Raw genomic sequence first — 21,514 nt, 5'->3', positions numbered from 1 at the left:
CCAATGGACATCATCGTCTACCACAACCCCGATTGCGGCACGTCGCGGAACACTCTCGCACTCATTCGCCATGCTGGTATCGAGCCACACGTCATCGAGTACCTGAAGACCCCGCCAGCCGGCGCGCTCCTGATGCAGTTGGCGCAACGGGCAGGATGGCCGCTCAGGGATCTCCTGCGCGAGCGCGGAACGCCGTTTCAGGAGTTGGGGCTGGGCGATCCCGGACTGTCCGACACTGCCCTGCTGGAGGCGGTGGCGGCTCATCCCATCCTCATCAATCGGCCGTTGGTCGTGTCACCGCTCGGGGTGAAGCTGTGCCGCCCCTCCGAGACGGTGCTCGATCTGTTGCCCGTGGCTCCGACGACGGACCTCGACAAGGACGATGGCTCGCCCTTCCTTCGGGATGAGCAGGTGGCATCGATGGACCCACGCCTCGCCAAGGCGCTGCGCGATGCCGGGTTGCCGACCGACGACCTGCGGGACAGCGCGGGACGTTTCTTCAGCTTCCGCACGCTCGGGGGCACGTTGGTCGGTTATGGCGGCTTTGAGGTTCATGGCGATGACGTGCTGCTGCGCTCCATCCTCGTGAAGGAGGAGGCACGAGGCCGGGGCATCGGGCGCAACATAGCCCTGCTGCTGATGAGCCGGGCCTTTGAGGCCGGCGCCCGGCAGGCTTGGCTACTGACGACCTCCGCCTCTCCGTTCTTCGAGAAGATCGGCTTCAAGGTGACGGCACGGGACAAGGCTCCGGCCGCCATAGCCGCCACGCCGCAAGCCGTGGCCCTTTGTCCGGCCTCCGCCCCGCTGCTCACTCGCCGCATCGCCCTCTGAGGCACCATGTCCACGTTCGAACGCTATCTCACCCTCTGGGTGGCCCTGTGCATCGTGGTCGGTGTCGCGCTGGGGCACCTGCTGCCGGGCCTCTTTCATGCGATAGGCGCGGCGGAGGTTGCCAAGGTCAACCTGCCGGTGGCGGTGCTCATCTGGCTGATGATCATCCCGATGCTGCTCAGGATCGACTTCGCCGCCCTGTCGGAGGTTCGCCAGCACTGGCGGGGCATCGGGGTCACGCTGTTCATCAACTGGGCGGTGAAGCCGTTCTCCATGGCGGCGTTGGGCTGGCTGTTCGTCGGATGGCTGTTTCGGCCCTACCTGCCGGCCGACCAGATCGACAGCTATATCGCCGGGCTGATCATCCTCGCCGCCGCGCCGTGCACCGCCATGGTGTTCGTGTGGTCCAATCTGACGAAGGGCGAGCCGCATTTCACGCTGAGCCAGGTGGCACTCAACGACGCCATCATGGTGTTCGCCTTCGCGCCCATCGTCGGCCTCCTGCTGGGGCTCTCCGCCATCACCGTGCCATGGGACACGCTGGTGCTGTCGGTGGTGCTCTATATCGCGGTGCCGGTGCTCATCGCCCAGATCGTGCGGGGGCGGGTTCTGCGTGGCGGAGAACAGGCGCTCACCCGGCTTCTGGCGCGGCTCCAGCCGCTCTCGCTGGTGGCGCTCCTCGCGACCCTCGTGCTGCTGTTCGGCTTTCAGGGCGAGCAGATCATCGCCCAGCCGATGGTGATCGCCCTGCTGGCGGTGCCGATCCTCATACAGGTCTACTTCAATGCCGGCCTCGCCTATGTGCTGAACCGCCTCTCGGGTGAGCAGCATTGCGTGGCGGGTCCATCGGCGCTCATCGGGGCTTCCAACTTCTTCGAGTTGGCGGTCGCCGCTGCCATAAGCCTGTTCGGTTTCCAGTCGGGGGCGGCGCTCGCCACCGTGGTCGGTGTGCTCATCGAGGTGCCGGTGATGCTCACCGTCGTCTGGATCGTGAATCGATCCAAGGGTTGGTATGAGGGCGAGCGTCCGCACGTCTCTCGGGTCACTCGCCGGCAATGACCGCGCCTGACGAGATTGCCGCGCCGCGCCCCACCAGCCTATTCATCACCGGACTGGGCATTGGGCAGATCTGCTCATGGGGCTCGCTCTATTACAGCTTCCCGCTGATCGCCGAGGCGATGCGCCATGATCTTGGATGGTCGAAGACGGAACTGTACGGGGCAGTGACGCTTGGGCTGGCGCTGGCGGGGCTCGCGGCCTATCCGGTCGGGGCGGCAATCGACCGTGGCCATGGTCGCCTCGTGATGACGGCGGGCTCCATGCTGGCGGGCCTCCTCCTGCTGGCATGGTCGCAAATGTCGAGCCTGCCGGCCTTCTATGTCTGCGTCGCCGGCATCGGGGCGCTTCAGGCGGCCACCCTCTATGAGCCCGCCTTCGCGGTGGTGGCGCGTCGGGCCGGGGCCGCCAATGCCCGCGCGGGGATAACGGCCTTGACGCTTTGGGGCGGCTTCGCCTCCACGGTCTTCATTCCGCTGGTCCAGTTGCTCCTCGAGCGGATCGGCTGGCGTGACACGCTGATGGTGCTGGGCGCAATCAACCTCCTCCTCTGCGCTTGCCTCTATGGAGGAGCCATCCGGCCGGCATTGGATCGGCATCAGGTCGACGCTGCCGGGCCGTCTGGCGCCTCATGGACGCCGAACTCCGTCGTCCGTTGGGCGATGCGACAGCCTGTCTTCTGGGCGCTCGCGGTCGCCTTCACGGCCTATGCCGCAACGTTCTCCGCTTTCACTTTCCATCTGTATCCGCTGCTGATGGAGCGGGGCTTCGACAGTTCGGCCGTGGTCGCGGCGATGGCTGTCATCGGCCCTGCGCAGGTCGCTGGACGGCTGGCCATCTGGATACTTGCGCCGAAAGCTTCGGTTCGGATCATCGGCTGTGCCGTCGTGCTGGTGTTTCCGCTCGCGCTGATGGTGCTCGAACTGCCTCCGAGCTTCATCGTCATCGCCATCATGGCCGTGCTCTATGGCGGGGCCAACGGCATCATGACCATCGTGCGCGGCCTTGCGGTCCCCGAGATGCTGACGAAGCAGGCCTATGGCTCGGTCAACGGTGCATTGGCAGCGCCGGCTTCGATCAGCCGGGCTGTCGCGCCGCTCGGGGCGGCATTCCTGTGGACCGCGAGCGGCTCCTATGAGGCCGTTCTCTATGCCCTGATCGCAGGGGCCCTGTTGCTCGCGGCCGGCTTCTGGATCGCTGCCGGCCTGTCACGCCATCCCATCGCCCGAACCGCCGGGAGCCCTCATGCCTGAAGCCGATGACTTTCCCGCTCTCGATATTGATCATCTCGACGTGCCCGACCTTGCCAAGCTGGCGGGGCTGGGGCCGAGCCAACATCCGCCTCGCATTCTGCTGCTCTACGGGTCGCTGCGGGAACGCTCCTACAGCCGGCTATTGGTCGAGGAGGCGGCTCGCCTGCTGACCCGCATGGGTGCCGAGACGCAAATATTCGATCCGCGCGGCCTGCCGATGCCCGATAGCGTCCCGCCCGATCATCCCAAGGTGCAAGAGCTTCGGTCACTGTCGCTGTGGTCGGAGGGGCAGGTGTGGTGCAGCCCGGAGCGGCACGGCACCATCACGGGGATATTCAAGAGCCAGATTGACTGGCTTCCGCTCGAATATGGCGGCATCCGTCCGACGCAGGGTCGCACCCTGGCCGTGATGCAGGTTTCCGGCGGCTCTCAGTCCTTCAATGCCGTGAACGCGCTGAGGGTGCTCGGGCGATGGATGCGCATGGTGACCATCCCCAACCAGTCGTCAGTCGCGAAGGCGTTTCAGGAGTTTGACGAGGCCGGGCGCATGAAGCCCTCGCCCTATTATGAGCGGGTGGTGGATGTCATGGAGGAGTTGGTGAAGTTTACCCTGCTGCTGCGAGACAGGACGGACTACTTCACCAGCCGGTATAGCGAGCGGCGGGAAATCTCGATCAGGGAACAAGCGAGTCTTGCAGCGCGAAGTGGTGCCGCGACGCCCGGCATATGAGGGAAGCTATCAGCGCTGGCCCCTCCTGATCACGACCCGCTCCGGCAACGCTACGGCCCCCTTCGCGCAGGGGCGGCAGATCTCGCGGCAGGAGATACGGGCCATCATCCGCCTGCTGATCTGGCAGAACACGCCCCCGCCGGTGCCCTGTTCGGAGGCATGTCGCCGGGGCGCCGGAATTCGTGCCGAAGGCCGCCGGCAGGTAGCGGGAAGGCGTGATGAACAAGACGCCGAGGTGGTGCCCAGATGCAGCCTCGGGTGTCTCTGATCCGTGTCTCTGCACCGTAAGATGAACAATTCGGCTTGAGGTGTTACGGTCCCGCTGTGGGGCGGAAGGTGGAGCCATATACCTCAGGAATGTTCAAGGGAGTGACCATTGTACGCACAGGTCGGAGCGCTCATCTTCGCGACAAGTCTCGTTCAGTTGGCAAACGGCTTCTTCACGACCCTGGTATCGCTTCGCTTGGGCGTTGAGGATTTCAATCCGGCACTCGAAGGCCTCGTCATGAGCGCCTATTTCGTCGGGTTCACGATCGGCTCCGTTACCTGCGGCGGCATCATCCAGCGGATTGGACATATTCGCGGCTACGCGGCGTTCGGCGGCATCGTCATTGCCGGCACCGTGGGCATGAGCCTCGTGGTGGACGCGCTCGTCTGGGGACTCTTGCGTGCTGCCATTGGTTTCGGCTGTGTCGGCCTGTTCGTGGCGACGGAAAGCTGGCTGAATTCGAAGGCCACGCCGGCTTTGCGGGGCAAGGTCTTCTCCACCTACATGGTCGGAACCTTCCTCGCCCTTGCTCTGGGACAGCTGCTTGTCGGGCGGCTCCCACTTGAAGGTGCAACGGCTTTCGACATCATCGTGGCCCTGTTCGCGGTGGCGCTCGTCATCGTCAGCATGACGCGCGCTGAGCAGCCCATCGTCACGAAAGAGGTTACGCTGCCTTACGGTGAAATCCTGCGAGCGGCCCCCGTTGCCATTCTCGGAGCGGCCATTGCCGGCATGATCAGCGCCACATTCTATGCGGTCGTCCCGAGCTGGATGCTGGCAAACAACATCCCTCAGGGGACGATAGGACTGGTCATGCTCAGCGCGGTGCTGGGCGGCCTCGCCTTTCAGGTCCCCGTCGGATGGTTGTCCGACCGCATCGACCGGCGAATGCTCCTTGGGGTTCTGGCACTCGGCTTCGCCTTGGCCGCCGTGACCCTTATTTTCCTGCCACGTCAGTTGAACGTCGTCCTCCCGGTCGCGGCCCTGCTCGGTGGCTTCATGTCCACGCTCTATCCCGTCTGCGTGTCGCACGCGATGGACAACATGGCCCAGGAGGGGGCCGTATCGATCAGCGGACGACTGATACTCATGAGCGGCATAGGCTCCACCATCGGGCCGCTGACCGGCGCGTGGATTATGGGCTCTCTCAATCTGCGTGGGGTGTTTTACTTCATGGCCGCGTCAGCCGCGCTGCTGGGAATTGTTGCGGTGACGCGGGCGCTGGCGCGGCCTCCTGCGCCGACCGTGGAGGCTCCCTTCACCGTCGTGGCCCCGCAAGCGCTGCATGTCGTGCCGGAGGAGCCCGCCGGAGCGGGAGTTGGCTGAACGGCAGCCGCGGTATCGGCTGGAGAGCCAGGGCGAGGAGAGGTCTCCGGGGGCTCCGTAGGGAATTCCTGGGGGGCCTTTCGGGGGGATATTCCACCGGAGAAGTCTGAGCGCGTATCTGAATAGAAGGAACCGCGCGTTCCCCCCGTGGGGGCCTCGCCTGCGCGGCAAGGGCTCGCGCGTGCCCCCGCTTGCCGTAGAGGCGCGCGTGTCTTGAGTAATCGCGTGGGTCTTCGGATGATGGATAGGGGGCTCGTCAGTGGCCCTCAGGACTCCACGGGCGGGCGCTGAGCGTCGCCGCTATCACCCTGCGGTGGGGCGTGAACGCCAGCCTGTGGGGCTCCCTGAGTCCGCAGGTCAGCCGATCTGTTCGATGACGATGGCGCGGATTTGCTCGCGGGTCAGTCCGCACGGCTCCGGCTTCCAATCGGGGTTGGAACGGCGCGCCTCGGGGGCAGGGGCGGGCTGAAGGACGGGGAGGGGACGGCGTGTAATCTGAGTATGCATATATCCTCTGTGCCTCCGGCAAATAGCCGGTGGCTGACGCTCGTGCGTCGATTTGAGTAGAGCCCGATGCCTGAGGCAGGGCGTGGCCGCGTGTGCGACGATACTGACCTAGCGGGACAATGCGTCCCCAGTATGACAGCCTGAGAAGGCCACCTCAGGATACCGCTCCGGCGAACCCCCATTATAGGGAGGAGCCCGTGGGATATGAGACGAAGGAAGAGGCCCGCTCACGGGGAGATTGAGGAGGAGACCTGGGCTGACCATGGAATGGGGAGACCTAGGGAGATAGCTCAAAGGGGGAGGCGTGGATGAAGGGGAAGACCACCATCAGCTCCCCCTCGGTCCAGCCTCGGACGCCTTGCTCCACGGGGTCCTTGGTGGCCCGGTCGAAGGTCATGGCATTGATGATGGTCTTCACCACCACGCCCCGGCGCATGAGCTCACGGACGGTCTCGGTGACATCGGCATAGTTGCGGCCGAGGCGGTCCACCCAGCGGACCACAAGGGTGTCGCCTGAGAGCGCAGTACGTCGAACAGCCTGCGGCCCTGAGGGCGTTCCCTGAGGGGCATGGAGACGCCCGAGACGCCTTCATCGGCAATCACCGTGTCGAAGCTGTAGCCGGCCGCTTCGGCCTGCTTACGCTGGTGGGCTAGGGTCTGATCGGCGGTGGAGACGCGGGCATAGAGCACGGTGGACATCGAGCCTCTCCGGTGTCGGCAAGGAAGGTGTCCGCAAATAATATGTACGTTGACTTGATACCAACCCTAGCGGTCAGGGTTTCGGTGTGTCCGTTGATCGACCGCTAGGGTATACCTCAGGGGACGTTAGCCGGCCTTGAGGGCGGCCTGAAGCTTCTCTTCCTGTTCGTTGGAGAGGCTGGTCTGGAGGACTGTGCCGCCGAACTTGGCCATGTCCGCCACCACCTTGTCCGCCGTCACCTTGCGGATAAGAACGCAGAGCGCGGCCTGATTGGGGCCGAGAGCTGAACTGGCTTCCTTGAGGAAGTCATCGTTGATGCCCACGTCCGTGAACTTCCCGGCAATCGCTCCCGCGCCAGCTCCAATCGCCATCCCGAGCAGCGGGTTGAGGAAAATCAGGCCGACAAGTCCGCCCCAAAGACCACCCGAGGCCGCGCCGGTAAGAGTCGTGTTGACGAGCTGGTTCAGCTTGATCGTGCCGTCTTCCCGCCGAACCGCTATCACGGCGTCACCCAGCTCGATCAGATATTCCTTCTGAAGCTTCAGAAGCTCCTGCCGCGCGGCCTCAGCCTTCTCTTCGGAGTCGTAGGCGATGATTACGAGGTCGGCCATTTCACTCTCCACGCTGTGCAGGCCAGCTCGTCCTGAACCGACCGCGCGTCATACAAGGCATATTGCCGTACCGGCGCAACAATGAGTTGACCCTCGTCAGGGGCCATTTCGCCGCGCCGGCAACCTTCCTTCAAAACCATGGAGCCTGCCGCATCATGACCGATGCCACCCCTACAGGCATCCTCATCCGCATCCATTGAAGTACCGGCCGACTCAAGCCGCTCTAGCTCCTCCAGAACGAGGAGCCATCATTCGGGATTGGTGCCGGCTCTTCCTCGAACTGCTTCACGAACCACTGATACCAGCGGCCTGCGAGGGCTTGCTTGCGGGAGAGGGAGGTCACTCCCTGCGACAGGGAGGTAAACTTCGAGTCCCATTCGAGGTGGAGATCAGCACTGCGCTTGCGTGCTTCAGTCGCGCTCGCGACCGGCCGGCGGATTATCTCACCTCGTCCGATCCGTTCCCGAGCTTCTCGGGAACGACCCTCCGAAACCGCTATGGGCCAGATTTCGGGTCACGCCTAGAGGAGGGGTGCTACTTGCACCGGGGCTGCATCACCGAACCAAGGAGGCGACCGAAAACCCTTGAAAATCACTAAGGGACTGAAGATGCACCAAAAGAGAAGAATGGTGCGGTCGAGAGGACTCGAACCTCCACGGTGTTACCCACTGCCACCTCAAGGCAGCGCGTCTACCAATTCCGCCACGACCGCAACCACCGGAAGCCGAACCATTGGCTGGCCCCGCGGCGCGGCATCGTCTAACAGATCGGTTCCGGCTTCACAAGGGCCGCGCGCGCAGCTGTGGAAAGGCTTGTTCGCCGCATGGGCCGCTCCTAGAGACAGACGCCTTCCCGATCACTATCTGGTCGTCCATGGAACATACCGCACCGCCCGTCCGCGACGAGCTTATCGCCACCATGCTGCCGGCACCCGGTGCGCCGCCGGTGCGCTGGCGCATCGCCAATGCGCCGGTCGCCTATCCCGACGCCCTCGCTGAAATGGACGCGCTCGCCCTGGCCATCGCCGCCGGTACCGCGCCGGAGACCGTGTGGCTGCTGGAGCATCCCCCGCTCTACACGGCTGGCACCAGCGCGCGGGCGGAGGATCTCGTCGATCCCGACCGCTTCCCGATCTACGAGACCGGGCGCGGCGGCCAGTTCACCTATCACGGCCCCGGCCAGCGGGTGGCCTATGTGATGCTCGACCTCAAGCGGCGTTCGCCGGATGTGCGCCGCTATGTGGCGACGCTCGAGGAATGGCTGATTCGCACCTTGTGGAACTTCCATGTCCACGGCGAGCGGCGCGAGGACCGCGTCGGAGTCTGGGTGCGGCGGCCGGAGCGGGCCGGCTCGGGCGAGGACAAGATCGCCGCGCTCGGCATCCGGGTGCGGCGCTGGGTGACGATGCACGGCGTGGCGCTGAACGTCGATCCCGATCTCGGCCATTTCGGCGGCATCGTGCCCTGCGGCGTGCGCGAGCATGGCGTCACCAGCCTCGTCGATCTCGGCCTGCCGGTGACGATGGAAGATGTCGATCTCGCCCTGCGGCGCGAGTTCGAGGCCCTGTTCGGCCCGACGGTCGCGGACGAGGCCTGACGCCGCTCACGCGGAGGAACGAACCTCGAAGGCCGTCGGCGGCATCTCGTCCGTCTCGAAAAGGTCGATGGCGCGCACCGCCGCCGCCGCCGGCCCGTGCCGGCAGGCGTCGACCAGGGCTTCCAGCGTCGCCTCGTCGGCATGGAGCAAGGCTTCCACCGTGCCGTCGCGGCGATTGCGGACCCAGCCCCGCAGGCCGCGCCGCCCGGCCTCCATCGCCAGCCAGGCGCGATAGCCCACGCCCTGGACCCGACCGTGCACGACGATGCGCAGGCTGCGTGGCGCGCTCATGATGCCGTCGACGGGCCGAAGGCGGAAGGGAACCGCATTGTGAGCGGCACGAGGCTTTTATGGCTGGCCACGGCCGCCCGATCCGCTATTTGCCTTCCACGGCGATGCTTCATAAGAACAACTCCGTTCCTCGAATCCCCCACTCGGACCTCGATCCGTCGACGCTGGAGGCCGGCATGAACGACGATACCGACCTCGCCGTTCGGCCGGACGAGCGCGAGCCCGAGGACGAACAGGCTCTGATCGACGATCCCGCCTTCATCGAGCGGGTAAGCAATGCCATCGAGGCGGGCCGTGGCGACGAACTGCGCGAGCTGGTCGCCGATTTCCACGAGACCGATCTCGCCCGCCTGCTGGAAGCGCTGCCGGCACCGGCACGGCCGAAACTGATCGAACTGCTCGGCGCCGATTTCGACTTCACCGCGCTTACCGAACTCGACGAAACCGTTCGCGTCCAGATCCTCGAGGAGCTGGAGACCGAGACGGTGGTCGAGGGCGTGCGCGACCTCGATTCCGACGACGCGGTCTACATTCTCGAAGATCTCGACGATGCCGACAAGCAGGAGATTCTCGGGCATCTGCCGCTCACTGAGCGTGCGGCGCTGCAGCGCAGCCTCGACTACCCGGAAGAGAGCGCCGGCCGGCGCATGCAGACCGAGTTCATCGCGCTGCCGCCGTTCTGGACGGTCGGGCAGACGCTGGACTATCTCGGCGAGGCGGAGGGGCTGCCGGAAACCTTCTTCGAGGTCTTCGTCGTCGATCCCACCTACCGGCTCACCGGGTCGGTGCCGCTCGACCGGCTGCTGCGCACCAAGCGCGGGCTGAAGCTCGGCGACGTGGTGACGCCCGATCGCCACGTGGTGCAGGCGATCGACGACCAGGAGGACGTGGCGCGCGTCTTCGAGCGCTACAACCTGATCTCCGCGCCGGTGGTCGACGGCGCCGGCCGGCTGGTCGGCGTGCTGACCGTCGACGACATCGTCGACGTCATCCAGGAGGAGGCCGACGAGGACGTGAAGGCGCTCGGCGGCGTCGCCGCCGACGAGGAGCTGTCCGACAGCTTCTGGTACATCGCCAAGAGCCGCTTTTCCTGGCTGCTGCTCAACCTCATCGCCGCCAATCTCGCCTCCTTCGTCATCTCGCTGTTCGAGGACGAGCTGCAGCGACTGGTTGCGCTGGCGGTGCTGATGCCGATCGTCGCCAGCCAGGGAGGCAATGCCGCCACGCAGACCATGACGGTCGCCGTCCGCGCCATCGCCACGCGCGAACTGCGCGCCAGCAACGCCAAGCGCGTCATCGCCCGCGAATTGCTGGTCGGCCTGTTCAACGGCGTGGTCTTCGCGGTGATCATGGCGGCGGTGGTGTTCGCCCGCTTCGGCGTCGCCGATCTCGGCTTCATCATCGCGCTGGCGATGATCATCAACCTGGTCGCCGCCGCGCTGGGCGGCATATTGGTACCGCTAGCGCTCAACAGGATCGGCGTCGATCCGGCGGTATCGTCCGGGCCCTTCGTGACCACCATTACCGATGTGATCGGATTCTTCGCATTTTTGGGTATTGCCGCGCTCTGGTTTTGAAACCGGTTCCGTTTCAGGTTTGCGCGAAGGGCTTCCATGATGTCACATGATAGAGGCTCGGCGGCGACGGCCGATCCGTTCCCATTCTTTCAAGTCACATTAAGTTTCGGTTGCTAAGATCAGGAAATAACGAGGATTGATGGCATGAGGGAGTCCGGACCACCGGCTTTGACCCTCTGATCGGAAATCGCAGCGGACAGGCGGCAATGCGTATTCCGATCGACAGCGGAGCCGGGGCGACGTCGGCAAGGGCGAGCGACCGTACCATTCTGGCGGTGGCGCTGGTCGTGTGCGCGGCGATCGTCGCCATGGGTGCCTTTGCGCTGCTGGCGGCGGAGCGCGTCGATCAGACGGCGCGCCAGCGCTGGACCGGCGTCGTCGCCGATGCGTTGCAGAGCAAGGTCGGCCTGCTTCAGCGCGATCTCGCGAGCTTCGCCCATTGGGACGAGTCGGTGCTGCGGACCGCCTATTTCCTCGATGTCGACTGGGTGCACCGCAATTTTGGCAGGTGGCTGCGCGACCAGGATCATCACGACCGTTCCTATATCGTGCTCGATACCACGGTGGCCTATGCCGCGATCGACGGCGAGAAGGTTGCCGGCGAGCAGGCCATCTTCGACGGCTCGGTGCTGCTGCCTTTCGTCTTCGACGTTCAGAAGGCGGTCGCCGCACGAAGCGATCAGAAGGGGATGACGCCCGGCGGCGGGGCGGGCAGTGGCACGCCCTCGGCGTTCCGCGCCGGCTATGTGCGCGTCGAGGGCCGGCCCGCACTGGTCGGCGCCATCAGCATCACGCCGGATTACGGCCGGGTGATCGCGCCGAAGCAGATACCGCCGGTCGCGGTCACGGTGCTGTTCATCGACGACCATTTCCTGAACAGCCTCGCCCGCGAGTTGCGGATCGCCGAGCCGACCGTCAGCCTCGATCCGCCGGCGGCCGACCGCCACGGCGTGGCGATACCGTTCGCCGCCGCAGATACCCCGCCGGCCTGGCTGGTGTGGAAGCCCGACACGCCCGGCACGGCCCTGTTGCACGCGCTGCTGCCGGCGCTGATCGCCACGACGATTCTGCTGCTCGTGGCAGCGGCCGGCGTGCTTTGGTACGCGCGCCGGGCCACCCGCAACCTTGCGGCGAGCGAAGCCTATGCCTCGCGGCTCGCCTATGTCGATCCGCTATGCGGCCTCGCCAATCGCGCCATGCTGATGCGGGTGCTCGGCGATCGGCTGTCGCGGCTGGAAGGCGAGGGGAACAGGCTGGCGGTCTTCTTCCTCGACCTGGATGGCTTCAAGGATATCAACGACACGCTCGGCCATCATGTCGGCGACGTGGTGCTGGCCGAGATCGGGGCACGGTTGAAGGAACTGACGATACCAGGCCTGCTGGCATCGCGGTTCGGTGGCGACGAGTTCGTCATCCTCGTTCCGGTCGGCGACACGCCGGGCGAGGTGGAGGCGATCGGCAACACCATCCTGGAGGCGGTGCGGCGGCCGACGTCGATCGGCGGCCAGCCCCTCGCCGTCGGAGGCTCGATCGGCGCGACGGTCGCCCCCACGGATGGCGGTGAGGCCAGCGAACTGATCCGGCTGGCCGACATTGCCGTGTATCGTGCCAAGGCGGATGGCCGTGGCGTGATGCGGCTGTTCGAGCCGCACATGGAGCATGAGGTTCGTCAGCGGCGGGAAATCGAGACCGATCTGCAGCGGGCGCTGAAGGACAACGAGCTGACGCTGTTCTACCAGCCGCAATTCTCGGCGGATGGCCGCACCGTCATCGGCTTCGAGGCGCTGCTGCGCTGGATCCATCCCTCGCGCGGCATGATCTCGCCCGCCGAGTTCGTGCCGGTCGCCGAACAGTCGGGACTGATCAGCGAGCTCGACCTCTGGGCGCTGCGGCGGGCTTGCGAACAGGCCGGCGACTGGGGCGCGGCGCGAGTGGCGGTCAATCTGTCGCCGGTGGATTTTCGCATGCGCGACCTCGCCGGGGCGGTCCAGAAGATCCTGGAGGAGACCAACTTCCCCGCCGAGCGGCTGGAAATCGAGATCACCGAGAACCTGCTGCTGGGCAACCAGCCGGAGGCCTTCGCCTCCCTCACGGCGCTGCGCAATATGGGGGTGCGGGTCGCCCTCGACGATTTCGGCTCCGGCTATTCCTCGCTCGGCTATCTCCGCCGTTTCCGCGTCGACACCATCAAGATCGATCGCAGCTTCATCCAGAACATCGGCCAGACCGACGACGCCGCCGCCATCATCGACTGCGTGGTGCGCCTCGCCCGGGCACTGGCCATCACCGTCACCGCCGAGGGCGTGGAGACGCGGGAGCAACTGCGCTACCTCCAGTCGGTCGGCTGCCATCATGTCCAGGGCTATCTGCTGGCCAGCCCGATGCCGGTGAGCAGTCTCGGTCGCTATCTCGACCAGGTGCGACGCGCCCGCGAATATGCCGTCATCCGCCATGCGGAGGTCTGATGGAGGGCTCCGCCTTCTTCTACGCCGCCAAGCTGCTGTGGATGCTGGCGGTGCCCTCCAGCGCGCTTGCCCTCCTTGCCGGGCTCGGCCTGCTGGTGAGCCTGCGCCGGCGCCGGACCGGATGGTGGATGATGGCGCTCGGCATCGTCGGCCTGCTGATCTGCGGCCTGGGTCCCGTCGGCCGGGTGCTGGCTGTGCCGCTGGAAAACCGCTTCCCCAGCTTCGTCGATGACGGCCGGCCCATCGTCGGCGTGGTGGTGCTGGGCGGCAGCGAGCGGCCAGACATCACCGCGGCGCGCGGGCAGCCCGCGCTGACCCAGGCGGGCGAGCGTCTGATCGCGCTCGCCGATCTGTCGCGGCGCTATCCGCAGGCGCGTATCCTGTTCTCCGGCGGCAGCGGCGATTTCGAGAAGCCCTCCCTGTCGGAAGCTGATGTGGTGCGCATGCTGCTGCCGCAGCTCGGCGTCGACCCGGCCCGCGTCCTATTCGAGGCCGCCTCGCGCAACACCGCCGAGAACGCCGCTCTGTCGCGTGATCTGGCCCGGCCGGCGCCCGGCGAGCGCTGGCTGCTGGTCACCTCGGCGCTGCACATGCCGCGCGCCATCGGATGCTTCGAGGCGGCCGGTTTCCCGGTCGTCGCCTATCCCGTCGATTACCGCACGGCGGGGACACCGCAATGGACCCGGCCCTTCGCGCGGGTGAGCGAGGGGCTGGAAATGACCGATGCGGCGCTGCGCGAGTGGATCGGCCTGATCGCCTACCGGATCACCGGGCGCATCGGCGTGCTGTTCCCCGGGCCGACCACATAACGCCTGCGCGGCGCATCAGTCCTCTATGGGAGCTTCCGTGGCTGCCGTCGCCGGCGGTCCGAGCCGGTAGACGCCGCGGAAATCCGCGGGGTCGACGGGCTTACCCTTGCGATAGATGCCGAGCGTGCCTTCCTTCGCCAGACGCACCGCGACGCGCCGGACCATCGGCAGCACGGCCTGCCACTTGCCGTCCGGCATCAGCGCGCGCGCCAGGGTTTCCGGGCCGATGGTGCGGGCGGCACCGTCCAGCGCGGCATGGATCGCCGCCTCGATGTCGCTTTCGGAGGGCAGGGTGGAAGGCGCGGCGTCGGTCATGAGTTTTCCAAGGTAGCGGTCTCGTCGAGCACCCAGTGCGAGTCGCGCCCGAACTGGCGGTTCAGCATCACCACGAAGATCGCGATCGTCCCCATGATGAGTACCCAGCCGTTAATGTACCAGCCGAGATAGGCTATGGCGAAGAAGAAGGAGCGTTGCCCCCGGTTGAAGTGCCGCCCGGCGAGGGTCGCCATGCGCGCCAGCCTGGCGACATGCGCCTGCGCCTGCGGCGTCGCGGCTTCCGCGGGAGGCGGCGTCGAGCCGAGCAGGATCGCGGTGTAATTGAACAGCCGATACGCCCAGGCGAACTTGAAGAAGACATGGGCGAAGATCAGGGTGATGCCCAGCGTCTTGATCTCCCAGCCCGCCCGATCGATCTGCACCATCGGCAAGTGGGAGAAGATGGCCAGCACCTCTTCGGTGGAGCGCAGAATCGCCAGCGAGGCGCCGATGGCGAGCAGCGACGTCGAGGCGAAGAAAGCGGTGCCGTTTTGCAGCGCGGCGACGATCTGGGTGTCGACGATGCGATTCTCGCGCGCCAGCATCCTCTGCATCCACTCGTGCCGGAAGGCATCCATGCGCTGGTTGAGCGTGCGTCCCTCCGCCCAGTGACCTTCCATCAGCTGATGATAGGCAAACCAGGCCAGGGCGAAGACCGCGAGCGCGCCATAGTCGAGATAGGAAAAGCCGATCACGGACTTGGCTTCCATTTCTGATGTGATTCCCTGAAGCCGATTCGGCGAACCCGCCGCCTGCCGATGCCATCGTGATAAGCTCCGAAAGGGCTTTCAAGACAACCGCAAAAGGCCGATGTGCAAAAAGCGGGCATGCGTTATTTGCGCACCAGATATGTGCATTATGCAGTGCGCGGCTTCCGTAACGCGATTGCACGGACAGTAACGTTTCATTAAATATTGAAACAGTCCGCATATGGCTGATGTCTTGTTCCGGCCTTCGAGCGGTGAAACGGGAATATCCGGAGTTAAGAATGAATTCCCTTACCGAGCGCTCCTGTTGGGGAGTTGCGCGTTGGGCTGTCGTCGCTTTCCTGGCGGGCATTGCCCTCGTCTATCTGTTCGGCGGCTTTGGTGGCGCGAACGCGGTGGTTGGCTGATCGCCGATCCCGAGCTGATCCGGCACGGTACCGGCCGTTGATGGCGGCCGCCGAGCGAGGGTCTATTGTTTGGGCCCGCCGGCCGGGACGATTGAGGGCTGCCAGCCGAGACTTGGCGCCCGATCCTCATGCAATGAATCATCGACGCTGATGGGCGCCATGACAGCTCTTCGCTTGTCCGTGACGTCGTGCCACTCCACTCTGGCATGAAACGCGGAGCGCGCGAGGAGGGGCTGATGGCACTGAAGCTGTTGATCGGAAATAAGAATTATTCGTCCTGGTCGCTGCGGCCCTGGCTGCTGCTCAAGGCGTTCGACATCCCCTTCGCGGAAGAAGTGGTGCTGCTCGGCGACCCCGATTTCAAGGCCCGGATCGGCGTGCATTCGCCGGCGAAGCGGGTGCCGCTGCTGCTCGACGGCGAGGCGGCGGTGTGGGAGTCGCTGGCCATCATCGAACATATCGCCGAGCGGTTTCCCGACAAGGCGATCTGGCCCGCCGAGCCGGTAGCGCGCGCTCATGCCCGCTCGATCGCCACGGAGATGCATGGCGGCTTCGGCGCCCTGCGCTCGGTCGTGCCGATGAATCTGTGGCGGCCGGTGGAGCCGCTCGCGCTTTCCGACAAGGCGGCCGCCGATCTCGCGGGCCTCGCCGCCCGCTGGCGGACGGCGCGCGAGCGCTTCGGCGCCGGCGGCGATTTCCTGTTTGGTGCCTTCAGCGGTGCCGATGCGATGTATGCGCCGGTCGCCACCCGTATCCGTACCTACGATCTGCCGGTCGACGCGGTGGTCGCCGCCTATGTGGAGGCGATCCATGCGCATCCGGCCTTCGTCGAATGGAAGGCCGCGGCGCTGGAAGAAGAGCAATTGCTGCCGGAGGACGAGGTCGACTGGCCCGTGGTGAAGCGCGTATAGGAGGCCGTCCACCGGCCCCGGCCGCGTGGCTCCTCGATCCCGTTGCTTTTCGAGACCCGCATGCCGTTGAACCTGCTCAAGCTCTGTGTCGGAGCCGAATCGATCAAGGATCTCGAGGAGTGGATCGCCGAGACGCTGGCCGCGCGGGATGCGCGCGGCCTTGCCGTCGAGCAGACGCACACCACCCGCATGGTGCCGACCCGCACCGAGGAACTGCTGGATGGCGGCTCGCTCTACTGGGTGATCAAGGGCGAGGTGGCGTGCCGCCAGCGGCTGACCGCCGTCCGCCCCTTCGTCGATTCCGACGGCATCCGCCGCTGCCATCTGGTGCTGGAGCCGATCCTGCATCGGGTGGAGCCGCGGCCGAGCCGGCCCTTCCAGGGATGGCGCTATCTCGCCTCCAAGGATGCGCCGTCGGATCTGGTGGGCGAGCAGGCGGCCGTGCTGCCCGACGAACTGCGCCGGGAGCTGCGATCGCTCGGTCTGCTCTGACGTCGGATGGAACCGAAACGGTCGCTTGCGACGTTGTCCCTGCGGAAATCCAATCGCAGGAGGCAGAGATGGCTCAGAACACGGACAATGCGGGACTGAAGCAGAATCAGGCGGTTTCCGAAGAACGCCAGGTGCTGGAAAGCGGACAGGTCGTCGTCGAGGCGAAGACGAAGGAGCGCCAGGCGACCGAGGTCCGTCCCATGCGCTACGTGCTGGGAATCGGCCTGCTTCTCGTCATCGCCGGCATGATGGTGGCGTATCTGAGCGTCTAGTCGGGCACCGGGATATTGTCGATGAGCCGGGTCGCGCCCAGTCGCGCGGCGACGAGGAGGCGGATCGGCCCGTCGCCGAGAGCGGCAATCGGCGCCAGCGTCTCGGCGTGGCGCGCGTCCAGATAATCCAGCGCAAAACCGCCTTGCCGCACCGCGTCGCGGGCGGCTTCGATCGCACCGGCCACGGGAAGCCCCGAGCGAATGGCCCCGGCGGCTTCGTTCAAGGCCCTGTATAGCAGCGGTGCCGTGCGCCGTTCCTCGGCGCTCAGATAGATATTGCGAGAGGAGAGGGCGAGACCGTCGGATTCACGTACGGTGGGCACGCCGATTACCTGCACCGGCAGGTCGAGGTCGCGTGCCATGCGGGTGACGACGGCAAGCTGCTGATAATCCTTCTCGCCGAACAGGGCGACGTCGGGCGTGGTCTGGGTGAACAGCTTGGCCACCACGGTGGCGACGCCGGCGAAATGGGTGGGGCGGAAGTCGGTCTCCAGGCCGAGCGCCGGGCCGGCGAGCGACACGGTTGTGGCGAAACCGTTCGGGTACATTTCAACGGCATCTGGCGCAAAGGCCACATCCACACCGGCGGCGGACGCCTTGTCCCGGTCGGCGTCCAACGTGCGCGGGTAGCGCGCGAGATCCTCGGTGGGAGCGAACTGGGTCGGATTGACGAAGATCGACACCACGATCCGGTCGGCATGCCGGTGCGCGGCCTCCATGAGCGCGACATGCCCGGCATGAAGCGCGCCCATGGTGGGTACCAGCGCGACACGTTCGCCATTGGCTCGCCAGGCGCGCACCCGGGCGCGAAGCTCGGCAACGGTATGAAGGGTTTCGATGTCGGTCACGGCTGCCCGTCCCTGCGCTCCTGAATGCGGGCGGGGAACCTAGCAGCGGCGCCCGGGCGGTCAACTGCCCGTCAACCGCGCCTTGCTGCCGCGGCACCCGCCTCCCACGTAACGCCAGAGCCGGTTTAGTATCTCCGCCGAATCGCGATTGAACCCCATGGCCACCGACCGACATCCCACCTCGAAGCCTCCGGTCACCGGACCGAAGATCGCCCCGTCGACCGCTCCGGCCGGAGCGGCGGTGAACGCCTTTCTGGCCGAGGTGGCGGCGCGCTCCCCGATGCCGGGGCAGGGGCGCGGGCGGCTGATCTTCGCGCTCGACGCCACCATGAGCCGCCAGCCGACCTGGGACCTCGCCTGCACGCTGCAGGCCGGCATGTTCGACGAGGCGGCCGCCATTGGCGGGCTGGACATGCAACTGGTCTATTACCGCGGCCTCCAGGAGTGCCGGTCGTCCAGCTGGGTCGGCGACGGCCGGCGGCTGGGAGAGCTGATGGCGCGGATCGACTGCCGCGGCGGACGGACCCAGATCGGCCGGGTGCTTGCCCACGCCGGCAATGAGTGCGAGCGCGGGCGGGTCGGAGCCGTCGTCTTCGTCGGCGACGCCATGGAGGAGGCGCTGGACGATCTCTGCGCCAAGGCCGGGCCCCTCGCCCTGCGGGGCGTGCCGGTGTTCCTGTTCCAGGAAGGTCGCGATCCGGTGGCCGAGCGCGGCTTCCGGGAGATTGCCCGGCTTACCGGCGGCGCCTGGTGCCGCTTCGATGCCGGGGCGGCGGAGCAACTCGCCGCGCTGCTGCGTGCCGCCGCGCGCTACGCCGCTGGCGGGCAGCAGGCCCTCACGGCGCTGGCGAAATCGTCGCCCGCAGCCCGGCAACTGCTGGCGGCGATGTCCGGACCGCATTCGGAGACGCGATGATCAACCTCCTGGCCGGTGCGGCCATTGTCGCCCTGCTCTATTACGGGCTGAAATTCTTCGCGCGCACCGATCCCAAGCGTCTTGCCCGCCTCGCGCGCAGCGTGGGTGGATGGATAGCCGTGCTGTTGGCCGGTTTCCTGGGCGCGCGCGGCCATATCGAAACCGCGCTGCCGCTGGGCATTTTCGGCCTGTCGCTGCTCGGCTGGAATCTCGGTACCAGCACCAGAGGATCGCCCTGGTCACGTCTGCGCCGCAGCGCCGGCCGTTCCTCGACGGTGCGGACGCCCAGTCTCGAAATGGTACTGGATCATGACAGCGGCCGGCTCGCGGGCCGCGTTCTCATCGGTCCGCTGGCCGGACGCGATCTCGATACCGTGCCGGTAGGCGACGTCGCGCGCCTCGCCTTGACGCTCGATGCGGAAAGCCGGCAGCTACTCGAAGCTTATCTGGACCGCCGGGCGCCCGGTTGGCGTGAACACGCTGAGGGCGAGACGGGCCGGCGGAGCGCTGCGCCGCCGCAGAGCGGAGCGATGACGGAACAGCAGGCCTACGAAGTGCTGGGGCTTCAGCCGGGGGCGGGGGCGGACGAGATCCGAAAGGCCCATCGCACCCTTATGAAGAAACTCCATCCCGACCAGGGCGGGTCGAATTATCTCGCCGCCCGGGTGAACGAAGCCAAGGACATCCTGCTCCGCAGCCATTGATTCGTCTCACTCAGTTGCGGAAGACCATGCAGCCGAACTGGCCCTTCAGCGCCTTGCACGCCTTCTGTGCCGCCGCCTGTTCGTCGAAGCCGGCGAAGCGGGCCCGCACGATGGTGGACGAACCCTTGGTCGCCGACTCGGTATAGGGATCGACCTTGGCGAGCGCCGAACCGGCCTTGGCCTTGGCCTTGGCGAGCTGGGCACGGGCATCGGCCTCGCTGCCGAAGGCGCCGATCTGGATCGCCCAGCCGGACCGCGGCGCAGCCGTCGCACGGGAGGTCGTTTCGGCGATCTGCCGGGGAATTTCCGCCGGATCGGCGCTGGCGAGGCGCACGGGCTTGGCGGTGGGCGTCGGCTTGGGAGCCTGGGCGATCTGCGGGGGCAGCGCCTGGGCGGTCGGCATCGACGGAGCGAAGGACAGGGTGCCGAGAATGCCGGGCTGGTTCGAGAAGCCGGCAACGGGCGCGGACGGCTTGGCGACCGCCACGGTCTTCACCGCGGTTGGGACGATTGGAGCGACCGAGCCGACGGACGGAGCGGGCGGCGGCAGCGGCGCCGAACGGGCAGGGGCGGGCTCCGGCATCGCCGGCGCGACCATTGCGATGCGCTGCGGCGGCAGGGCGCCGGTAGTGACGGGATCGGCCTCGTTCGCCTGCTCGGCGGTGTCCTCGTCGATCTCGTTCGACGCGGAGGTGTCGACGACCGAGGCCATGGCGAGATTCGGCCGGCCGAAGGGAACCGGGATGACCGCCGGTGCCGGCGCCGCGGTCGGCGTGGGAACCGGAGCAGCCTGGGCCACCGCCACCTGCTCGAGGTCGGCGCCGCCCGACGGCGGTGAGGACATGCGCGCCACCATCTGGCGGCCGGCATAGGCCTTGTCGAAGGTACCGGTGATCAGCTGCGCCATGCGGTTGTCGCGCGAGGTGGCGCTGGCACCGCCGAGCACCACGCCGATGACGTAGCGGCCGTCGCGTTTGACGCTGGTGAGCAGGTTGAAGCCGGAGGCGTTGGTGTAGCCGGTCTTGATGCCGTCGACGCCGTCGAGGCGGCCGAACATGCGGTTGTGGTTGCGGATCGCCACGCCCTGATAATTGAATGAGCGGATCGAGAAATATTCGTAGTAGCGCGGGAAGCGCTCCTGGATCGCCCGGCCCAGCACCGCGAGATCGCGGGCGGTGGTGACCTGCTGCGGGTTGGGCAGGCCGTTCGGGTTCCGGAAGGTGGTGCGCGACATGCCGAGTTGGCGGGCGCGACGGGTCATCAGCGCGGCGAAGGTATCGGAGTCGCCGGCGATGGCTTCGGCGATGACCATGGCGGCGTCATTGGCCGAACGGGTGATCAGCCCCTGAAGCGCGTCTTCCACCGAAATGGTCGAGCCGGCCTTGAGGCCGAGCTTGGTCGGCGACTGCCGCGAGGCAAGGGCCGAGACGGGAAGGCGGGATTCGAGGCGGAGTTTGCCGGCCTGGAGCTGCTCGAACAGCAGATAGAGCGTCATCACCTTGGTGAGCGAGGCGGGATGCCGCAGGGCGTCGGCATTGTCCTCGTGAAGGACGCGGCCGGTATTGGCATCGATCACGATGTCGGCATAGCCGGTCTGCCATCGCGTATCGACGACCTGCGCCGCCACCGGCTTTCGCTGGCTGACCTTCTTTTTCTTCGCCGCGGCATCGGCAACGCCGGTGCCCGCGACCGACAGTACCAGAATGGCCACCCCCGCACGCATGATCTGCGCGCTGACAAACCCCGGAAGCCGCATGAACCCGTCCCGTCACTAAATTTGCCGGCCCGCGCCGGTCATTCGCATGAAGCCGACACGAGCCGGGTGCAGCATCCTCAGGAGGTGCCTTCCAGGCCGACCGTTGCCGGACGATCACTCCGACAATGTTACGGAGAGCGCGGTTACGAACTCGTAAATCCCGGCG

21 protein-coding genes, 1 tRNA gene and 1 pseudogene are annotated in these 21,514 nt (G+C 66.4%); 15 read left to right on the top strand and 8 right to left on the bottom strand.

Annotated features, from left to right (window positions below):
• The first annotated feature begins 3 nt into the window (after positions 1–3).
• From arsN2 to LGR54_RS07410, 5 genes are all read left to right on the top strand, one after another.
• Positions 4–831 (top strand): arsenic resistance N-acetyltransferase ArsN2, encoded by an 828-nt coding sequence (arsN2, locus tag LGR54_RS07430; protein ID WP_230361307.1) that lies wholly within the window; start codon positions 4–6, stop codon positions 829–831.
• A gap of 6 nt (positions 832–837) precedes the next feature.
• Positions 838–1,890: an ACR3 family arsenite efflux transporter gene (gene arsB, locus LGR54_RS07425; RefSeq protein WP_230361306.1), complete on the top strand. Its 1,053-nt coding sequence runs from the start codon at positions 838–840 to the stop codon at positions 1,888–1,890.
• Positions 1,887–3,140 carry an MFS transporter gene (locus LGR54_RS07420; protein ID WP_230361305.1) on the top strand — a complete coding sequence of 418 codons (1,254 nt, stop codon included), beginning with the start codon at positions 1,887–1,889 and terminating at the stop codon, positions 3,138–3,140. Before arsB ends, LGR54_RS07420 begins: the two co-directional genes overlap by 4 nt.
• Positions 3,133–3,870 carry an arsenical resistance protein ArsH gene (gene arsH, locus LGR54_RS07415; RefSeq protein ID WP_230361304.1) on the top strand — a complete coding sequence of 246 codons (738 nt, stop codon included), beginning with the start codon at positions 3,133–3,135 and terminating at the stop codon, positions 3,868–3,870. The genes LGR54_RS07420 and arsH overlap by 8 nt, the downstream gene beginning before the upstream one ends.
• 376 nt (positions 3,871–4,246) lie before the next feature.
• Positions 4,247–5,464, top strand: coding sequence for an MFS transporter (locus tag LGR54_RS07410; RefSeq protein ID WP_230361303.1), 1,218 nt, complete (start codon positions 4,247–4,249; stop codon positions 5,462–5,464).
• An 856-nt stretch (positions 5,465–6,320) separates the two neighbouring features.
• Here the strand turns inward: LGR54_RS07410 and LGR54_RS07405 are convergent.
• The 3 genes and pseudogenes from LGR54_RS07405 to LGR54_RS07395 all read right to left on the bottom strand — a co-directional run.
• Positions 6,321–6,670 (bottom strand): annotated as a pseudogene (locus LGR54_RS07405) (recombinase family protein); the annotation flags it as partial.
• Positions 6,671–6,796: 126 nt separating this feature from the next.
• Positions 6,797–7,282 (bottom strand): DUF1269 domain-containing protein, encoded by a 486-nt coding sequence (locus LGR54_RS07400; protein ID WP_230361302.1) that lies wholly within the window; start codon positions 7,280–7,282, stop codon positions 6,797–6,799.
• Positions 7,283–7,909: 627 nt separating this feature from the next.
• Positions 7,910–7,994, bottom strand: a tRNA-Leu gene (locus tag LGR54_RS07395).
• Positions 7,995–8,155: 161 nt separating this feature from the next.
• On the opposite strand from LGR54_RS07395, the gene lipB reads away from it, so the two are divergent.
• A complete protein-coding gene (gene lipB, locus LGR54_RS07390; protein ID WP_230361301.1) occupies positions 8,156–8,878 on the top strand; it encodes a lipoyl(octanoyl) transferase LipB in 723 nt (240 codons plus the stop codon).
• A gap of 6 nt (positions 8,879–8,884) precedes the next feature.
• Here the strand turns inward: lipB and LGR54_RS07385 are convergent, their stop codons facing one another.
• The gene (locus tag LGR54_RS07385) at positions 8,885–9,169 is read right to left on the bottom strand and encodes an acylphosphatase (protein WP_230361300.1); all 285 of its coding nucleotides are present in this window, start codon (positions 9,167–9,169) and stop codon (positions 8,885–8,887) included.
• 176 nt (positions 9,170–9,345) lie between these two features.
• Here LGR54_RS07385 and mgtE point away from each other — a divergent pair, with 176 nt between their 5' ends.
• The 3 genes from mgtE to LGR54_RS07370 all read left to right on the top strand — a co-directional run bounded on the left by mgtE (position 9,346) and on the right by LGR54_RS07370 (position 14,020).
• Positions 9,346–10,746: a magnesium transporter gene (mgtE, locus tag LGR54_RS07380; protein ID WP_230361299.1), complete on the top strand. Its 1,401-nt coding sequence runs from the start codon at positions 9,346–9,348 to the stop codon at positions 10,744–10,746.
• Positions 10,747–10,952: 206 nt separating this feature from the next.
• The gene (locus LGR54_RS07375) at positions 10,953–13,211 is read left to right on the top strand and encodes a bifunctional diguanylate cyclase/phosphodiesterase (RefSeq protein WP_230361298.1); all 2,259 of its coding nucleotides are present in this window, start codon (positions 10,953–10,955) and stop codon (positions 13,209–13,211) included.
• Positions 13,211–14,020 carry a YdcF family protein gene (locus tag LGR54_RS07370; RefSeq protein WP_230361297.1) on the top strand — a complete coding sequence of 270 codons (810 nt, stop codon included), beginning with the start codon at positions 13,211–13,213 and terminating at the stop codon, positions 14,018–14,020. The genes LGR54_RS07375 and LGR54_RS07370 overlap by 1 nt, the downstream gene beginning before the upstream one ends.
• Positions 14,021–14,035: 15 nt before the next feature.
• Here the strand turns inward: LGR54_RS07370 and LGR54_RS07365 are convergent, their stop codons facing one another.
• Entirely contained in the window at positions 14,036–14,335 is a 300-nt protein-coding gene (locus tag LGR54_RS07365) for a DUF3253 domain-containing protein (protein WP_230361296.1), read from the bottom strand.
• Complete coding sequence (locus LGR54_RS07360) at positions 14,332–15,045, bottom strand: DUF599 domain-containing protein (RefSeq protein ID WP_246564959.1); 714 nt, start codon at positions 15,043–15,045, stop codon at positions 14,332–14,334. Before LGR54_RS07360 ends, LGR54_RS07365 begins: the two co-directional genes overlap by 4 nt.
• A gap of 278 nt (positions 15,046–15,323) precedes the next feature.
• On the opposite strand from LGR54_RS07360, the gene LGR54_RS25710 reads away from it, so the two are divergent.
• The 4 genes from LGR54_RS25710 to LGR54_RS07345 all read left to right on the top strand — a co-directional run bounded on the left by LGR54_RS25710 (position 15,324) and on the right by LGR54_RS07345 (position 17,124).
• Entirely contained in the window at positions 15,324–15,449 is a 126-nt protein-coding gene (locus LGR54_RS25710; RefSeq protein WP_255607342.1) for a hypothetical protein, read from the top strand.
• 236 nt (positions 15,450–15,685) lie between these two features.
• Entirely contained in the window at positions 15,686–16,360 is a 675-nt protein-coding gene (locus tag LGR54_RS07355) for a glutathione S-transferase family protein (protein WP_230361295.1), read from the top strand.
• A gap of 60 nt (positions 16,361–16,420) precedes the next feature.
• The gene (locus tag LGR54_RS07350; protein ID WP_230361294.1) at positions 16,421–16,852 is read left to right on the top strand and encodes a DUF1489 family protein; all 432 of its coding nucleotides are present in this window, start codon (positions 16,421–16,423) and stop codon (positions 16,850–16,852) included.
• A 68-nt stretch (positions 16,853–16,920) separates the two neighbouring features.
• Entirely contained in the window at positions 16,921–17,124 is a 204-nt protein-coding gene (locus LGR54_RS07345) for a hypothetical protein (protein ID WP_230361293.1), read from the top strand.
• Here LGR54_RS07345 and panC read toward each other — a convergent pair.
• Entirely contained in the window at positions 17,121–17,972 is an 852-nt protein-coding gene (gene panC / locus LGR54_RS07340) for a pantoate--beta-alanine ligase (RefSeq protein WP_230361292.1), read from the bottom strand. The two genes, LGR54_RS07345 and panC, sit on opposite strands and share 4 nt — an antisense overlap.
• 157 nt (positions 17,973–18,129) lie before the next feature.
• On the opposite strand from panC, the gene LGR54_RS07335 reads away from it, so the two are divergent.
• On the top strand, positions 18,130–18,888 hold the full coding sequence (locus tag LGR54_RS07335) for a VWA domain-containing protein (RefSeq protein ID WP_230361291.1): 759 nt from the start codon (positions 18,130–18,132) through the stop codon (positions 18,886–18,888).
• Entirely contained in the window at positions 18,885–19,592 is a 708-nt protein-coding gene (locus tag LGR54_RS07330; RefSeq protein ID WP_230361290.1) for a DnaJ domain-containing protein, read from the top strand. Before LGR54_RS07335 ends, LGR54_RS07330 begins: the two co-directional genes overlap by 4 nt.
• A 10-nt stretch (positions 19,593–19,602) precedes the next feature.
• On the opposite strand, the gene LGR54_RS07325 is transcribed toward LGR54_RS07330, so the two are convergent.
• Entirely contained in the window at positions 19,603–21,348 is a 1,746-nt protein-coding gene (locus LGR54_RS07325; RefSeq protein ID WP_230361289.1) for an SPOR domain-containing protein, read from the bottom strand.
• Between the last annotated feature and the right edge of the window lie 166 nt (positions 21,349–21,514).

The organism is Ancylobacter sp. Lp-2 (assembly GCF_020523795.1).
Lineage (GTDB): Bacteria > Pseudomonadota > Alphaproteobacteria > Rhizobiales > Xanthobacteraceae > Ancylobacter.
Note: the sequence above shows the minus strand (reverse complement) of the source record. Positions and strands in the feature narration are given on the sequence as shown.

What these genes read in the sequence shown, in the direction of transcription:
- LGR54_RS07330 (WP_230361290.1), top strand. Translation starts at nt 18,885, where the DNA reads ATGATCAACCTCCTGGCCGGTGCGGCCATTGTCGCCCTGCTCTATTAC.
- mgtE (WP_230361299.1), top strand. Translation starts at nt 9,346, where the DNA reads ATGAACGACGATACCGACCTCGCCGTTCGGCCGGACGAGCGCGAGCCC.
- LGR54_RS07400 (WP_230361302.1), bottom strand. Translation starts at nt 7,282, where the DNA reads ATGGCCGACCTCGTAATCATCGCCTACGACTCCGAAGAGAAGGCTGAG.
- LGR54_RS07335 (WP_230361291.1), top strand. Translation starts at nt 18,130, where the DNA reads ATGGCCACCGACCGACATCCCACCTCGAAGCCTCCGGTCACCGGACCG.
- LGR54_RS07385 (WP_230361300.1), bottom strand. Translation starts at nt 9,169, where the DNA reads ATGAGCGCGCCACGCAGCCTGCGCATCGTCGTGCACGGTCGGGTCCAG.
- LGR54_RS07370 (WP_230361297.1), top strand. Translation starts at nt 13,211, where the DNA reads ATGGAGGGCTCCGCCTTCTTCTACGCCGCCAAGCTGCTGTGGATGCTG.
- LGR54_RS07420 (WP_230361305.1), top strand. Translation starts at nt 1,887, where the DNA reads ATGACCGCGCCTGACGAGATTGCCGCGCCGCGCCCCACCAGCCTATTC.
- LGR54_RS07365 (WP_230361296.1), bottom strand. Translation starts at nt 14,335, where the DNA reads ATGACCGACGCCGCGCCTTCCACCCTGCCCTCCGAAAGCGACATCGAG.
- LGR54_RS07345 (WP_230361293.1), top strand. Translation starts at nt 16,921, where the DNA reads ATGGCTCAGAACACGGACAATGCGGGACTGAAGCAGAATCAGGCGGTT.
- LGR54_RS07325 (WP_230361289.1), bottom strand. Translation starts at nt 21,348, where the DNA reads ATGCGGCTTCCGGGGTTTGTCAGCGCGCAGATCATGCGTGCGGGGGTG.
- LGR54_RS25710 (WP_255607342.1), top strand. Translation starts at nt 15,324, where the DNA reads ATGAATTCCCTTACCGAGCGCTCCTGTTGGGGAGTTGCGCGTTGGGCT.
- lipB (WP_230361301.1), top strand. Translation starts at nt 8,156, where the DNA reads ATGGAACATACCGCACCGCCCGTCCGCGACGAGCTTATCGCCACCATG.
- LGR54_RS07375 (WP_230361298.1), top strand. Translation starts at nt 10,953, where the DNA reads ATGCGTATTCCGATCGACAGCGGAGCCGGGGCGACGTCGGCAAGGGCG.
- LGR54_RS07360 (WP_246564959.1), bottom strand. Translation starts at nt 15,045, where the DNA reads ATGGAAGCCAAGTCCGTGATCGGCTTTTCCTATCTCGACTATGGCGCG.
- LGR54_RS07355 (WP_230361295.1), top strand. Translation starts at nt 15,686, where the DNA reads ATGGCACTGAAGCTGTTGATCGGAAATAAGAATTATTCGTCCTGGTCG.
- LGR54_RS07350 (WP_230361294.1), top strand. Translation starts at nt 16,421, where the DNA reads ATGCCGTTGAACCTGCTCAAGCTCTGTGTCGGAGCCGAATCGATCAAG.
- arsB (WP_230361306.1), top strand. Translation starts at nt 838, where the DNA reads ATGTCCACGTTCGAACGCTATCTCACCCTCTGGGTGGCCCTGTGCATC.
- arsN2 (WP_230361307.1), top strand. Translation starts at nt 4, where the DNA reads ATGGACATCATCGTCTACCACAACCCCGATTGCGGCACGTCGCGGAAC.
- arsH (WP_230361304.1), top strand. Translation starts at nt 3,133, where the DNA reads ATGCCTGAAGCCGATGACTTTCCCGCTCTCGATATTGATCATCTCGAC.